Origin of the sequence: Streptomyces sp. CC53 (assembly GCF_001865245.1) — a bacterium.
In the GTDB taxonomy this organism is placed as follows: Bacteria; Actinomycetota; Actinomycetes; order Streptomycetales; family Streptomycetaceae; genus Streptomyces.
The window spans coordinates 52,689-66,183 of record NZ_MKXB01000162.1; the positions used below are offsets into that span (position 1 = coordinate 52,689).

Genomic DNA, 13,495 nt, shown 5'->3' on the forward strand with positions numbered 1-13,495 from the left:
CGGGGGTCAGCGCCGGTGGCGGGGCGGGTCGGCTGCCGGTGGCGGAGGGGGTTGGTAGGCGCCGGGCCAGCCCCAGGCGGCGCGGTGGGCCTGCATGGCCTGGGCCCAGGCGGTGACGTCGAACTCGTCGGGGTCGATGTTGACGTCGTACCCGGCGATCAGGAGCGGGAGGATCTGCCGTGAGACGAGCTGACGCTGCTCCTTCTGGCTGAGGCCCTCGGGGGTCTCGTGCCAGGTATAGACGGGGCCGTCGGTCGTCTCGGAGCGGCGCTCCAGCCCGGCGGCATCGAGCAGGCCGGGGAGTTCTTCGGGTGCGTCCGTCCGGCTGACGATGTGGAGGCGGTCCAGGTGGCCGGCCTTGCGGTAGATCTCGACGTCGGTGTTGTTCTCGTCGGCGACGTTCAAGGTGTACTCCGTGCGGGGAAGGTGGGGTTGGTGGTCACCGGCGGCGGGGTGATGGCGTCTTCGCCGCGCGGGCAGCGGCCGGCGGCTGCCGCGCGGTGGCCGGTTTCGGGGCGCGGGTCGCCTGTGCGCGCAGGTCTTCGATCTCCCGGGTCTTGCGGGACAGCACGCAGGTGATGTCGCTCAGGAGTTCGGCGGGCTCGTCGTCGTGGCCCTGCTCGCGCAGGTGGTTCGCCCAGCTCGTCCACACGGAGACGAGTACTTCGCGGAGGTGGGGCAGCATTCCGGTCTCCGGCGCGGCGACCTCGGCCATGACGTCGGCGAGCAGGTGCGGCTCTCCTGCGCGGCGGGCGCGTTCGGTCAGCTGGGCGAGACACCGGAACGCGGCCTCGCGGTCCCCGTCCGGGGTGGCCAGGACGTTGAGGTCGGGCGCGAGGTAGACGCCGTAGCCGGCGACCAGCAGCGCGTGGGCGGCGGCCGTCGCCCCGATGCGCTGCTTCTCGACTGGCATCGCGACCGGCTGCCGGTGGTAGTGGATGCTGGGGCCCGGGTAGCGGAGGAACCCACCCGTGGTCTGCAGGATGCCGGCCGCGCGCTGGTCTCCGCCGATCGTGACAACCAGCTGGGTCCGCGGGTCGCGCGTGATGGTGATGTAGCGGGGGAGAAGGAACTCGGGCTCCTCCGTACGACCGGTCATCGGCTGCGGGCGGCCGACGGCGCCGTGCCGGCCGGACGCGGGCGGGCGGCGGCGAGCGCGGGGCGGGCGGGGTGCCGCATGCCGATGCCGACGCCCAGTTCCGTCAGCCGCGCACCGACGGAGCGGACGCACTGTGCCTGCACGGCGGTGTCGTCTCCCGGCAGGACGAGGAGGTCCTCGGCCGCGTCGTGGTGGAAGCCGTGCTCGGCGAGCAGCTTGGCGATCGGGACCGACTCGGGCACCGGGGTGGTCAGCGTGTCGTCGGACCACGTGAGTTCGATCCGGTCGGGCAGGGGCGAGGCGAGCGCGGCGGCGTTGCGGCGGGCGTGGGCGACAGCGTCTGCGTAGCGGGGGAGCAGGTGGAGCGTGACCGCCTCGGCCGCGTGGAACGGGTCGGCGGGGACGGCGAGCCCGCTGGGCTCGCGGACCCCGGCATACGCGGCGGGCGGCAGGCCGGCGGGGGCCAGGGCGGCGACGAGGAAGCCCTCGGCCTTGGCGAAGTGGTCGATCACGAACAGGCGGGCACCATCGTCGGTGCGGGTGAGGACCGCGCAGTCGAACACCCCGTAGGTGGCGATGGCGTGGGCGGTCTGGTCCATGTCCCACACCTCGGCGGCGAGGTGGTCGTAGTCGGTGTCGCCGTGGTCGGGGTGGTACTGGCTGGTCCACCGGCCGGGCAGGTCGCCGGCGAGGATGGTGGCGAAGGATTCGAGGTCGCGGGGGTCGGTGTCGTGCAACGGGTGTCCTTGGTGCGTGGGTCAAAGGTGGCGGGCCGGCGGCGGGGCGGGTGGCCGGGGCGGCAGGGGGCTGGTCGGGCAGGGCCGGCGCGCAGGATGGGTTTCGTGCCGGTCGGTGAGTTCGTTGCGCAGCTGGCGGACCTCGGTGGCGACGCGCGCGAGGTGGTGGCCGTTCAGGTCGCGTACGACGGATGCCGTGTGCCGGTCGAAGTGCAGGTCGAGGGTCTCGAAGAACTCCGCTGTAGCGTCCAGGACTTGGGCGAGTGCGGCCAGGACACCGTCGTGGGCGGCGGTTAGCTCGGTCAGGATCGCGGCTGCGTCCTGGGTGGTCGTGGCCTCACGGAGGTCGTCGGCGAGGGCGGCGACCTGGGCACCGAGGGGGAGGCGGTGGGCGGTGTGCTGGTCGGTGTCGAACGACTCGTCGAAGGCCACCCAGTAGCCGGCTGAGCGGAGAGCGGACACCGCGGCGGTGGCGAGGGCATCCGCGGCGGCCGGGTCGAGACCGGCGGGAGGCCGGTGATAGTTCCCCAGCTGGCGGATCACGTGGATGAAGCCGGTGCGCTGCAGGATGCCGTGAGCTTCCGCGTCGCCTTCATGGACGAGGATCTCCCCGGCGTGCGGATCGCGCCCGGAGGTCGATGCAGCGGTCGTCGAGCATCAAACGGGAGTTTCCCTTACGTCGTGGTTCGGGCTCCTGACCTGGTCGCTGCGGAGCGGGTGGGGATACCCGGCGCGGGGGCCGGTGGGGACGTGGCCGACGGGTGACTGAGTGCGGTGGCTGTGGTGGTGAGGTCCTGCTGGAGGTCGCGCAGGCGGCGGGCTGTCCACTCCAGCCGGTGCGCGGCTTCTCGCACGTGGGCGTGGGGATGCCCGACGAGGCGCTGGGCAAGCTCCTCGACGATGCCGCGGGCGCCGGCAAGCGAGCCGGAGGTCTCGTCGCCGATCTGCGTGAGCAGCACGGCCGCCCGCTCGGCGGCGACCGTTACGCCTCGCGTGGCGGGCCGCTGGGGAGAGATGAGGCCGAGGTCGTCCTCGAGCCGCCGGGCCTCACCGGCCAGCCGACCCAGCAGACCGGAGGGAAGAGGCTGCCAAGAGCCGTCGTGCCGGACGAGGTTGGCGATCAGGTCGAGCTGTCCGGGCTGGGCCTGGACGGCGATCCACCGGCAGCCCTGCTCGTCGCCCGGGACCTCGATGCCGGCGGCCCGCGCGAAGCGCTGCGCGATCTCCGACCACTCCGGCCTCGTCGGCTCGCGGTCGCCAGGGGCGAGGCGGACATCGATACGGAAGATCGCCCGCCGGTCTTCCTCGGCGCTCTCGACGCCAAGACGTCCGAGCGAAGGTTCCATCAGTGGCACGGCCCATTCCAACGAGGACCAGTCCCTAGACTCACCGGCTTCTGGCGAGGCGTCCCATCCCGCTCGGTACGCCACCACGAAGTTCGAGGTGAACCTGTCCCAGGTGGAGACCGTACGGCCGAGGATGTCGGAGAGTACGGGGCCGGCGTCCGTGGCACGTGGGTGCGTGCGGGGGATCACCGGCCGGCCGCCTTGGCGTCGTCGGTGTGGACGAGCTGGCCGAAGTCGGTGACCCGGTACCAGCCGAGGTCGACCGGCTTGTCGCCGAGCACCTTCGGCAGCAGGTGGTCCTCCAGGGCACGCAGGTAGATCAGGCAGTCCGGGCACCGCTTGGACAGGTGGACGAGGTAGCGGGGGTGGCCGGTGATGAACGACTGCGCGCCGCCGTTGGGGTTGCGCAGCCGCCACCCGTCCTCGTCCGTGGGCGTGTGCCACGACGGGGCCACGACGGTCATCGCCTCGCCCCACAGTTCGCCGTCGGCGACACCCTTGATCACCACGACCTGGTCGCCGGGGGCGAAGTGGGCGTGGGTGATGTCCCGGTCCGGGGTGATCGAGTCGGCGGGAGCGAACGGGAGACGGGTGGGTTCGGGCACGGCAGAGTCCTTCCGCAGAAAACCGCAGGTGACGGCTGGGGTCAGGACTCCATGGTGTGCAAAAATCCCGGTTAGCCTAACCGGGGATCGTGCGCTATATATATGCGCCCTCGCGCCGGCGTCGCGGCCTTCTGCCGGTGTCACCGGTAGGGGTTCTCGGTGCCGATGTCGGCGCTCGTGGCGGCGTGGAGCAGCTCCGGCAGGTCGGTGGCGTCGGCCTCGCGCTGGTCAATCCACCACCCTGTCCGGGTCACCGTGCGGATCTTCTCCTCCAGCACCGCCCAATCCGCCTCGTCCCACGTGCCCTCGGTGACGAGCGCGGTGTAGGCGGCGGTGACGAGCTGGAAGCGGGAGCGCTCGCCCCAGTCCAGGGCCCGCTCCGGGCCCTCCAGCGGAGGCATATCGAAACGCTCGGCCCACTCCTTGGCCGCGGCCTGCTCCTCCGCGCGCCGGGCGGCGAGCCACTGCTCCTTCGCGGCGGTGTCGGCGTCACGACTCGCCTTCCAGCAGTCGGTGCAGTCCCGGCCGGCGAGCCAGCGGGCGAAGCCGACCCTTAGGTCGGCCGCCCGGTCGGACAGGTTGTGGGTGACTTCGTGTCCGCAGCTGTGGATGACGGTCCAGCTGGTCTTGACAGGCATGAGCGATTCTCCTTCGTGGGCTGGGAGTTGAGAGGGGGACCGGCCGCCGGCGGAGGTGCGGCGGTGCCGGCCGAGGCGGCGTGGGCTAAGCAGGGGGCGGGAGACGGTGAGGACGATGACGGCAATGGCCGCTCCGGCGGCGGGCAGCGCGGAGAGCCACACGAGAGTGCCGGAGAAGGTGCCGGCGAGTGCGGTCCCGGCGGCCTGCCCGGTGCCGACGGCGAGGATCAGCCACGCGTACGCCTCCGTGGCCCGCGATGCGGGGGTGAGCGCGGTGACCGTGTCGAAACCGGAGGTGATGGCCATGGTGAGGAACAGGCCCGGCCCGGCTGCGGCTGCGATCGCGGCTGCGGGCCCTGGCTGGAGCAGAAGCGGAAGCCACCCGGCCGCGAACAGCGCGGAGGTGATGATGAGTTGGGTTGTGGGCGCGTCACGGCGGGGGAGACGGGCGAAGAACAGGCCGCCGAGGAACGAGCCGGTGGAGAAGACGGCCGGCAGGACCCCCGTCAGCCAGTCGACACCGTGCACCTCGGCCATGCCGGCTGCCCAGACGGTCAGCGCGCCGAGCGCGAAGCCGATCCCGGAAAGCCCCGCGCACAGCAAGACCAGTCCGGCACTCATCAGGCGCTGTGCTGCCGGTGGCCGACCGACTGTCGCCGTGTCGCCGGGATGCGTCCGCCAGGAGCGTGACGGTCCGGAGGCGAGGACGATGGTGGCGCCGAGCAGGCCGAGCACGGCGGCGGTGACGAGCGCGGCATCGGGACCGTGGGCGGTGGCGAGCCAGGTGGCCAGCAGCGGGCCGGTGACGTAGAGCAGTCCTTGGGAGCCGGTGTCGAGGGCCTGGATCACCTGCCGCTGCCCGGTGTCGGGCACGACGCTCGGCCACAGGGCCCGCAGGCCCGACTCCAATGCCGGACTCGCCCCGCCCGCGAGCGCGACGGCGGCGGTGACGATGCCGGGGTGCTCGTCCGGTCCGATCAGGGGCAGGGCGAGAAGGCTGCTGTTGGCGACGGCAGCGGCGGGCACGCTGATGAGTGTCTGCCCGTACCGGTCCATCAGGCGTCCCTTGACCGGCTGGGTGAGCCCGGAGGCGAGCCCGTAGACGGCGGCGAGCGTGCTGGCGGCCGTCAGCGATCGGCCCCCGGCCGTGACCCACAGGACCAGGGCGACGGGGACCATGCCGCTGGGCATCCGTCCGGTCAGCGTGCCGGCCAGCAGGCGGGCGACGTGACGCCTGCCCAGGACGGCGAGGTAGGTCACGGGCGGCGGTGCGGTGGATGGCTGATCGGCCAGGAGCAAGGTGAGCGGGGACTTTCCGGGAGGTGGCGGGGGGCTCACCGCGGCCGTGCCTTGGCTACAGGCGGCGCGGGACGCGGGGCGGTGTGGCCTGGGTGGGTGCGGGCGGCGGGATAGTTCGCACGGTGGGCGCGGGCTTGATGTGCCGGGGCTGCGGGGTGCGGTGCGGGGGCAGGACGGCGATGGTGTCCTCGAAGGCGTCCAGCGCTTGGCGGAGTTGGCGGTCCAGGAGGTCGGTCTGGACGATCAGGCCCCGGAGCCGCACCGACAGGTCCTGGCCGGCGACCGTCTCGGTGGCGAGGGCGAAGTCGGCGCACTCGGTAAGGAGGTCGGCGAGCTGGGACAGGTGGCTGGGGCCGGTGCCGCCGCCGGCGACATGGCCGAGCGCCTCGGCGACCGCCTGGCTCTGTGTGGCGCCTGCGACGTCCTCGATGAGATCGGCCAGTGCCGGGATCGCCCCCGCGCTGTGGGGGAATCGTCCGCGCGGGTGCAGGACACCGGGCTGGACGGGCGGCGGCAGGGCCGTCAGGGCCTGGTCGTAGGTGTCGTACCGGCCCAGGACGCGCATCGTGGGGCTGTCGACGTCCCCGGCGACGACGAGGACGCAGTCGTCGGCGGGCCTGTCGAGGTGCGGCACCCCGACGACCGTGAGCTGCCGCCCGGCCGCGTCGTACCGGGTCTCGTACAGGTACGTCATGTGGCGTCGGCGGACGTCCTGGGCGTGGGCGGTCCACCGTGCTTCCTCGTCCGCCGGCAGCTCCGGTCCAGGTGGTGGCGGCCCGTCCTGAACGGCGAGGTCGCAAAGGAACTTCGCCCGCTCCGCCCAGGTTTCCCGGCACTGCCGCAGGACGAGGTCGTCGTGCCGCGCGGCGTCACCTGCCGGGCCGCTGAGTGAGGAGCGGACCTTCTCGGCGGCTGCGTCCAGGTCGTCAACGAGCAGCGACCAGCCGGCCAGGTGCCGGGAGGGCGGCTGGGACCGCAGCGCGGTACGGGCCCGGTCGATGAGGAGCGCGGCATGCGGGAGCAGGAGGGCGAACGCCTCGGACTGCTCGCGGTGACGCTCGGCTTCGATCTTTCGCTCCGCGTGCACGCTGTCCTGCCAGTCCATGCTGTGCCGGGCCTGTTTCAGTGCCTTGTCGCTGCGTGCCCTGATGTCGGCATAGCGGGCGGAGTACGTGTTGAGGGCTTCGACCGCCGTATCGGTGGCGGAAGTTGAGCTGATGAGGGCTCCGTAGGTTCGGTCGGCGGGGAGGTCACGGACGAGGCGCCGGGGTGGAGGCCCGAGCCGGTGCGGGCGGAAGAGCAGGCGGGGACGGGAGAGCGCGCGATGCCTTGGCGGCGTGCGGCTCGCTGTCGGCGACTGCTCGCTGGGCCAGGTCGATCAGTCCCTCGCCGCCTTCGAGGAGCCACCAGGCCAGCGGATCGTCGTGGGGAAGCGCTGGAGGCGCCTTGGTGTCCGCGTCGGGTGCGCCGATGATGTCGTCCACCTCCCGCAGGACCGCCACCTCGTGCTCGTTGAGCTGCACAAGGGCCCGCACAGCGGCGGTGACGTGCGGTGCGGCCGTGGTGAACCGTGCGAAGGAGTCCACAAGGTCTGCCGGAGGCGGCTCGGGAATGGTGCCCGCCTCGTACGCCTCGCGGGTCCAGGGCAGGTCCTCTTCCAGGGAGTTGACCCGGCAGTGCAGAACGGCCCGTGTGTAGGCAGGCAACAGGCGCGTGCGGATCACGTCGGCGGCCGTGGACGGTGTCGGTTGCACCGTCACGCCCGGGGGAGGAGTCACGAGCCCGTCGGGGGCGATGTCGCGCGGATGCAGGGCACCGACGTGGTGCAGGTCCCGTCGGGGGTCGCGCAGGACGGCGAGTTCGGCTCCGTCGTCGCGCCGGAGAATCGCCGCCCGAGCGACACGGTGATTGGCCAGCGTGCTCGCCACGTGACCGGTGTTCCACAGACAGTCGGCGAGGTCCCCTTGCCATACCTTCATCGCGTAGTTCTCGACACTCACCGTCCACCTGCCGGGCAGGTGCTCCACGATGTCGCGGGCGAAGTCCCCGACATACGTCTCGCTGCTCGCGTGGACCGTGACTCCGGCGAGCTGGGCGACGACGCCCAGGGTGAGGAGGACCTCGCGGGCCCGGTCGGGATCGCTCAGCGAAACGGCCTTATTGCCGTCTGCTGTCTTCTCGAACCCGGCGAGCTCCATCGCGGTATGCGCCCAGCGCCAGTTGGCGCCGTCGACGAGCCCCACCACGCCGTCGCGCCCGCTCGTGTACAACGTGATCTCGGTGGAGGAGCGGGCGGCTGTGCTGCCGGCTGCTTGGGCGAGCAAGGCCAGGTCAGTGGGATTCAGTGGTGGGTCCCTTTCGGTCGGAGCGGACTTGGGGCGCTCGGGTGTGGAAGGCGGAGAGGTGATCGACGCCGAGCTGGTAGAGCTGCCGGTCGGTGATGTCGAGGAGGTCGCTGGTGCGCAGGTAGCGCTCGGCGAGCGCCGGCTGGCCGCGGTCGCGACACCAGGCAGCGGCGGCGCGAAGAAGGTCTCGCAGCGCCAGGAGCGTGCTCGCCTCCGACCCGGTCTGGGCGTCGAGGAGGACGTGGACCTGGGCGGCGCTCTGGGCCGTGGTGACCTGCTTTGTCCATGCCCGGACGGCGTCGGCCGGGTCGGGCAATGCGAGCGCCGAGAGGAAGGGCAGAGCCTCGGCGCGGGCCCTTCTGCGCAGCTCGGTCCCGGGCGGCACTTCCGGGTGGTCCCTGTTCACCGGCCGCGGCCCCCGCCGCTCGGCGCCGGGGCCGCCGGCCGGCGCAGGTGGGCCTCGTACTCCCGCGCTCGCTGTTCGCTGAGCCGATGGACGAGGGCCTGCAGCTTCGGCGGAGCCTCGACCACCGCCCGCGACCGCTGCTGGGCGGCGGTGGGCGCGAGATCGGGGGTCGCTTGCAGGCCCAGGGCAATCCGGTCGACCTCGATCTCCACCACCCGCAGGACTCCGGCGAGTTCGGCCAGGCGCCGTGCGTCCCGGTCGTGCGCATGGCCCGGGAGCGCGGAGACGGCGGATGCCGTGCCGAGCAGCAGGTCGGCCACGGACCGCAGAAGACTGTCGTCGCCCTGGGCGAGGGCGGCGAGCGTCCGCCCCGCCTCGTACGGCTGCCGCAAGTCGCCGGTGTTCTGCGCCCAAGTCTTCAGAGTCTGGGCCGCTGCCTGGACGGAGCGCGGGGCACCGTCCCCGACGGCCTCCCGCGGCGGCGCGGTGGGGGAGAGGGAGGGATCGAGCTGGACCGGGTAGCGGGCGGCACGCAGCATCTCGGCGGCGTGCGAGGCGTGGGTGTTCTCCCACTCCTCGCCCATGTCGAAGGGGAGACGGCGCCAGGTCCCGCTCAAGGTGTACTGGTGGATGAACCCGGCGCGGGTGAGTAGTTCGGAGGCGAGCGAGTCGATGGGCCCTTCCGCCTCCACCTCGCCGCCCCGGCCGCGGACGATGCTGATCGGGGTTTCGGTCACCGGGCGCGTCCCTGTCCGGAGGTGGCGAGCGGACTGGCCGGCTGCGGGGACGTGGGTGTGGCCTGGACGGTGACTGGCGGCCGGTACTGTGAGGAGCGGATGCCGGCGGCCTGGGCAATCCGGGAGCGGCGTTCCATCAGCCCGGCCCGGGGCTGGACCTGGGGCGGGCCGGCGCTCTGGGCGGGATCGAGGGTGTAGTCGGCGTGGACTTCGAATCCGAGCCGGCGCAGGTCGTGGACGGCCTGCCGGGTACGGCGGACGCCGTCGTACTCGGGGCTGGTCAGCCGGTACAGGCCCTCCATGCCGGGGACGGGCTCGAACTGCTCTGCCGTGAGGTACCAGTGGGCGAGGTGCGGCGTCGTGTTCGAGGTGGGGGCGGCGACGAACCCGTACTCGGGGTGCTGGCCGAAGTTGAAGTGCTGCTTCAGGGAGACTCCTTTCGAAGGGCACTCAGCGCGGTGTTGCGTGGAGGGTGATGCCGCCGCCTCGGTGTGACGGGCGACGAATGAACGGGTGATCACAGGGGCCTGTCATGTCGAGACGGGCGTGAACACGGGCGGCGGTGCGGTCAGATGCCGAAGGACGGTCCGGTGGCGTTCGTACGGCCGCAGGAGTACGTCACCAGGTCGGCAGGGATGCCGGTACCGGTGTCGGTGGCGACGTCGACGCAGGTGAAGGTGTACGTGACGGAGGTCAAGGGCGTTGTGCCGAGCCAGGCGCGCTCTTCCTCGTCCGGCCGGATACGCAGACCGGGCTGTGCCGCGGCGTCGGTCTGGGTGTGCGCGTGGCTGAAGATGACCAGGGTGCGGCCGTCGGCTGTCTTCAGACCGTAGGCGTCGGCATGGGGCGTTCCGGCCGGGCCGAAGACGGTGGTGCCCTTGGGCTTGAGACGGTTGCCGATCTCGTCGTGGACACGGATCTGCAGGCGGCTGGCCGTGGAGGGAGCGAGGACCTTGCGACCGTCCTTTTCGCCTCCGGTGACGAAGTTGTCGAGAACGGCGCTACGCAGCCGGTCCGCGGCGGCCGTCGCGTTGACGGCGGTGGCGTAGCCGTCGTTGTCGAGGGCGATCTGCGGCGGCACCTCGGTGTTCAGGTCTGCGGACGCGGTCAGTTCCCACCCGCCCGTGTGGTGCGCGAAGACCAGGATGCGGCTCGTCTTGACGGCTGTGCTGCCGGCGTCGACGGTGGCGGCGAACCAGCGCTTCTCGCCTGGCGCGAACCGGGGGATGTACAGCTGCGCGGTGGCGGTGTCGTACGAGACCGGGCGGGCGGCCGGGCCTTGGCCGCCGGGTCGTGCGCTGGACTCCTTGAGGTCGGCGAGGGACTGATCCAGCTGGGGGCCGCCCTCCACCGTGTCGAGCAGCTTGTGGTCCTGACGCTGCATCGCCGTGTTCCTGGTGGTGGCGTGCCGGGTGAGCTGGGCCAGCGCCTCCTGCTTGGTCAGAGCCGGTTCCCGGGCTGCAGGCGTGCTGGTGGACGTTGAAGCGGAGGGAGGAGCAGCCGTGTCGGCGCTGTCGGAGCTGCAGGCCGTGACGGTCAGAGTGAGGAGGGCGGTGGCGAGTACGGGGAGCGCGTGCTTGTACGTATGGCGAATGACGGTGATCCTTGAAAGTGAGGTTTCAGCGGGTCGGGCTGAGCGCGGTGTTCAGCGGACGCGGCCTGACCGAACCGCCGGTGCCGACGGAACGGCAGGGCGTGCGGCGACCGGGACGGCTTGCAGGCTGCGCATGCGGTCGGTGGCGGTGTGGAGCTGCTCACCGAGTGCGCGGATGTCGCAGGCGGCTGCCTCGAAATCGGCGGCGAGGTCGAAGGCTTCGTCGTCCTCTGACTCCTTGGCCTTCTCGCCGGCCGCTTCGAAGAACTCGGCGAGCCGCTCCAGTAGGCCGTCGGTCGGCTCCAGGACCTGGTCCGTGAACGTGGCGGCTTGGCGGAAGGAGGCCGTGCTGTTGAGCTGGTCGGTGAGGGACAGGATGAGGTGGCCGAAGGGGTAGCGGCCATCGGGGTCGGTTGGGGTGGCAGGGGACAGCAGTACGTACGGCGCGGGGGACTCCAGGGAGTGGGGAGCGCTCATTCCTCGTCGAGGTCGAGGCCGTTGCCGTGGTTGAGAGCGCCCTGCTGATAGTGGAAGTTGGCCTCTTCCAACGGATGCAGGCTCTCGAAGCCCGGGGGAGTGAGCGTCGGCCTCGTTCGCGGAGGCTGTGGGCGGCGTGCGGGATGTCGGCGAGGGGGTCTGCGAACGTGGTGGAGGGTGCGGTGCCGGGCTGCCGCGGGCTTGTGCCGGGGCGGTCGTCACCGAGCGCGGTGGGCCGCCCGAGGACCGCCGGTCGCCGCAGAAGCGACGGCAGTACCGTTCCGGGCCTGAGTAGCGGGAGCCGGAGACGCGGTCACGGCGGCTGCTGAGCCGGGATGCGTCGGGGCATGGCGGAGGTTGAGCCCGACGCCGGTCTGAGCGAGCCGTGCGGCGAGAACCTGGATCCGTACGGCGGTCGAGACGGGCCCGTGCCCAGCGGGGAGGAGGAACGCCCCCTGATCGGGGACGTACTGGAACCCGGAGAGGTACAGCGCGTCACGGGCCTCGGCCGGGACGCTCGTGTACGGGGTTCCCAGGATGCCGTCGCCGTAGCGGGTGAGCGTGACCGCTTTCGCCGTCTCGGGCGGGGCAAGGCGATGGGCCGGCGGATCCGGCCGCAGCCGGGCCTGTGCGCGGACCGCCTCGACGGCCGATGCGTACCGGGGCAGAAGACGACGGCTGACCGCGGCGGCGGCCCGCACTGGGTCGGCGCTGACCATGATGCCGTTCGGCTCGGGCACGCCACGGAAGTGATGCGGCTGGAAGCCGGCGGGCTCCAGCGCGGCGACGAGGAACTGGCCGCGATGACGGGGCCGCTCGATGATGTAGAGCTCCTCGCCGGTTGGACCGGTCAGGACGGCGTGATGCCCGAGGACGTGCTCGGCGACGGCCCAGTCGACATGGCCGGAGTCCCACAGGCGCTCGGCCACCGGGAACTGGTCGCCGTAGGAGCCGTGGCGGTGATACTGGCTCGTCCAGACGCCCGGGAGCCGGGCGGCGAGCGCAAGGGAGAAGGAATGCAGAGCAGTTGGGTTCTGGAGCATGGTCCTCGCAGCGGCTGTGGGCGTCGTTCCTAGCTGCACGAGGTGATCCCTACAGGTCCTGGTCGAGATCCCAATCGGCGTCGTCGAGGGTGTCCTGCTGGTAGTGGAAGACGGCCTCCTCCAGTGGGTGGAGGCTGGAGAATCCGGGGTGGGACCGGAAGGCGTCGGTGCGCTCGTGGATGTACTGCTGGGTGTCCGCGGCTGCTGTGATGGTGCGGACCGTGTTCCGCGAGGAGATCAGGCCCCACTGCGTCATGTCCGTCGGGGTGGTGTGCTTCATCCACACCCAGATCCCGTTGCCGAGCTTGATGATGCTGTCGGGGTGGTACAGCCCGCCGGTCCGCCGGTTCCGGCGGGGACTGCGACGCTCGCCGAGGTCCCGCATCAGGCCCTGGGCTGCCTTCCTGACGACTGCGGCTTCCAGGTCCTCGCGTTCGCGGATCCGGGCACACAGGTCGTCGAGCAGGTCCTCCTTGTGCATGCGGCCGGCGTCGTTGGTTATGTACTGGGCGGCCTCGAGGGCGAGCTTGCGCAGGTGGGGGTCGGAGGAATACTTCACGGGAGGTTGCGGTCCTTCCATACGGCGGCCATTTCGGCCAGGGCCGTGGCGGCGTGTTCGATCACTTCGCGGGTGACGGCACGGCCGGGCGGGGCGAGTTCGGGGTCGTACTGGGCGAAGGTGCGGCTGCCGCGTATCTGGGCGAGGGCGGGGAGGATCTCGCAAAGCAGGTTGGTGGCGACACGGCGCTGCCGCAGCTCCTCCTCCTGCCGCGCCTTCCGTTCCGCCCAGGCTCCCTGGATGGTGAGTTCGCCTTCGGCGACGCGGTCGGCGAGCTGAGGGTCCTCGGCGCGCAGGCGGGCGAGCTGTGATTCCGCCGACTCGGCCTGGGCCTTGTTTTTCTGGGCGACCGCGTACGCCTCATTCAGCCCCATCGTTCCGTTGATGACGGCCTCGGCGAGATCCGGCGCGTGTCGCAGGACCATGCTGGCCTGCCCGATGCGACCGACCGAGACGCCGGCCTGCTCACTGAGTGAACGAACGGACTGTCCACCCGGAGAACGCCCGTCATGTTCACCGAGTGAATGCGACTTGGCGGTGATCATCGCGAGCTGGCCCTTGGTCAGGTTGCGGCGCTGCTTGTTCGCCGACAGCACGTACCGGCGCGTGT

General features: G+C 71.6%; 17 protein-coding genes and 1 pseudogene. All 18 read right to left on the minus strand.

Features of this window, described 5'->3' with window-relative positions; genetic code table 11:
• Positions 1 to 6 precede the first annotated feature (6 nt).
• The 18 genes and pseudogenes from BJP40_RS19340 to BJP40_RS19420 all read right to left on the minus strand — a co-directional run bounded on the left by BJP40_RS19340 (position 7) and on the right by BJP40_RS19420 (position 13,481).
• The gene (locus tag BJP40_RS19340; protein ID WP_071281424.1) at positions 7 to 405 is read right to left on the minus strand and encodes a hypothetical protein; all 399 of its coding nucleotides are present in this window, start codon (positions 403 to 405) and stop codon (positions 7 to 9) included.
• A gap of 34 nt (positions 406 to 439) precedes the next feature.
• Entirely contained in the window at positions 440 to 1,099 is a 660-nt protein-coding gene (locus BJP40_RS19345; RefSeq protein WP_071281425.1) for a hypothetical protein, read from the minus strand.
• Complete coding sequence (locus tag BJP40_RS19350) at positions 1,096 to 1,836, minus strand: hypothetical protein (protein ID WP_071281426.1); 741 nt, start codon at positions 1,834 to 1,836, stop codon at positions 1,096 to 1,098. Before BJP40_RS19350 ends, BJP40_RS19345 begins: the two co-directional genes overlap by 4 nt.
• 21 nt (positions 1,837 to 1,857) lie before the next feature.
• Positions 1,858 to 2,379: a hypothetical protein gene (locus BJP40_RS19355; RefSeq protein WP_071281427.1), complete on the minus strand. Its 522-nt coding sequence runs from the start codon at positions 2,377 to 2,379 to the stop codon at positions 1,858 to 1,860.
• Positions 2,380 to 2,510: 131 nt separating this feature from the next.
• On the minus strand, positions 2,511 to 3,182 hold the full coding sequence (locus BJP40_RS34415) for a relaxase/mobilization nuclease (protein ID WP_177204424.1): 672 nt from the start codon (positions 3,180 to 3,182) through the stop codon (positions 2,511 to 2,513).
• A 185-nt stretch (positions 3,183 to 3,367) separates the two neighbouring features.
• Positions 3,368 to 3,787, minus strand: coding sequence for a hypothetical protein (locus BJP40_RS19365; RefSeq protein ID WP_071281429.1), 420 nt, complete (start codon positions 3,785 to 3,787; stop codon positions 3,368 to 3,370).
• Between the two features lie 140 nt (positions 3,788 to 3,927).
• Entirely contained in the window at positions 3,928 to 4,425 is a 498-nt protein-coding gene (locus BJP40_RS35715) for a hypothetical protein (protein ID WP_071281479.1), read from the minus strand.
• Between the two features lie 207 nt (positions 4,426 to 4,632).
• Positions 4,633 to 5,763 (minus strand): annotated as a pseudogene (locus tag BJP40_RS35720) (MFS transporter); the annotation flags it as partial.
• Positions 5,764 to 5,779: 16 nt separating this feature from the next.
• Positions 5,780 to 6,829: a hypothetical protein gene (locus BJP40_RS19375; RefSeq protein ID WP_071281430.1), complete on the minus strand. Its 1,050-nt coding sequence runs from the start codon at positions 6,827 to 6,829 to the stop codon at positions 5,780 to 5,782.
• A gap of 145 nt (positions 6,830 to 6,974) precedes the next feature.
• A complete protein-coding gene (locus BJP40_RS19380; RefSeq protein ID WP_071281431.1) occupies positions 6,975 to 8,048 on the minus strand; it encodes a hypothetical protein in 1,074 nt (357 codons plus the stop codon).
• A gap of 7 nt (positions 8,049 to 8,055) precedes the next feature.
• Positions 8,056 to 8,475 (minus strand): hypothetical protein, encoded by a 420-nt coding sequence (locus BJP40_RS19385; RefSeq protein ID WP_218153217.1) that lies wholly within the window; start codon positions 8,473 to 8,475, stop codon positions 8,056 to 8,058.
• On the minus strand, positions 8,472 to 9,212 hold the full coding sequence (locus tag BJP40_RS19390; RefSeq protein WP_071281433.1) for a hypothetical protein: 741 nt from the start codon (positions 9,210 to 9,212) through the stop codon (positions 8,472 to 8,474). Before BJP40_RS19390 ends, BJP40_RS19385 begins: the two co-directional genes overlap by 4 nt.
• Positions 9,209 to 9,733, minus strand: coding sequence for a hypothetical protein (locus BJP40_RS36360; protein WP_371258663.1), 525 nt, complete (start codon positions 9,731 to 9,733; stop codon positions 9,209 to 9,211). The genes BJP40_RS19390 and BJP40_RS36360 overlap by 4 nt, the downstream gene beginning before the upstream one ends.
• Positions 9,734 to 9,780: 47 nt before the next feature.
• Positions 9,781 to 10,596, minus strand: a complete 816-nt coding sequence (locus BJP40_RS19400; protein WP_177204425.1) for a hypothetical protein — start codon at positions 10,594 to 10,596, stop codon at positions 9,781 to 9,783.
• A 261-nt stretch (positions 10,597 to 10,857) separates the two neighbouring features.
• Positions 10,858 to 11,283 carry a hypothetical protein gene (locus tag BJP40_RS19405; protein WP_071281435.1) on the minus strand — a complete coding sequence of 142 codons (426 nt, stop codon included), beginning with the start codon at positions 11,281 to 11,283 and terminating at the stop codon, positions 10,858 to 10,860.
• A gap of 218 nt (positions 11,284 to 11,501) precedes the next feature.
• Entirely contained in the window at positions 11,502 to 12,326 is an 825-nt protein-coding gene (locus BJP40_RS19410; RefSeq protein ID WP_071281436.1) for a hypothetical protein, read from the minus strand.
• Positions 12,327 to 12,375: 49 nt separating this feature from the next.
• The gene (locus BJP40_RS19415) at positions 12,376 to 12,885 is read right to left on the minus strand and encodes a hypothetical protein (protein ID WP_071281437.1); all 510 of its coding nucleotides are present in this window, start codon (positions 12,883 to 12,885) and stop codon (positions 12,376 to 12,378) included.
• The gene (locus BJP40_RS19420; RefSeq protein ID WP_256220769.1) at positions 12,882 to 13,481 is read right to left on the minus strand and encodes a plasmid replication/partition related protein; all 600 of its coding nucleotides are present in this window, start codon (positions 13,479 to 13,481) and stop codon (positions 12,882 to 12,884) included. Before BJP40_RS19420 ends, BJP40_RS19415 begins: the two co-directional genes overlap by 4 nt.
• Positions 13,482 to 13,495: the final 14 nt, after the last annotated feature.

Bases quoted from the DNA above. Each gene is read 5' to 3' on its own strand.
- BJP40_RS19400 (WP_177204425.1), bottom strand. From the start codon at position 10,596: ATGCAGCGTCAGGACCACAAGCTGCTCGACACGGTGGAGGGCGGCCCC.
- BJP40_RS34415 (WP_177204424.1), bottom strand. From the start codon at position 3,182: ATGGAACCTTCGCTCGGACGTCTTGGCGTCGAGAGCGCCGAGGAAGAC.
- BJP40_RS35715 (WP_071281479.1), bottom strand. From the start codon at position 4,425: ATGCCTGTCAAGACCAGCTGGACCGTCATCCACAGCTGCGGACACGAA.
- BJP40_RS19375 (WP_071281430.1), bottom strand. From the start codon at position 6,829: ATGGACTGGCAGGACAGCGTGCACGCGGAGCGAAAGATCGAAGCCGAG.
- BJP40_RS19405 (WP_071281435.1), bottom strand. From the start codon at position 11,283: ATGAGCGCTCCCCACTCCCTGGAGTCCCCCGCGCCGTACGTACTGCTG.
- BJP40_RS19345 (WP_071281425.1), bottom strand. From the start codon at position 1,099: ATGACCGGTCGTACGGAGGAGCCCGAGTTCCTTCTCCCCCGCTACATC.
- BJP40_RS19410 (WP_071281436.1), bottom strand. From the start codon at position 12,326: ATGCTCCAGAACCCAACTGCTCTGCATTCCTTCTCCCTTGCGCTCGCC.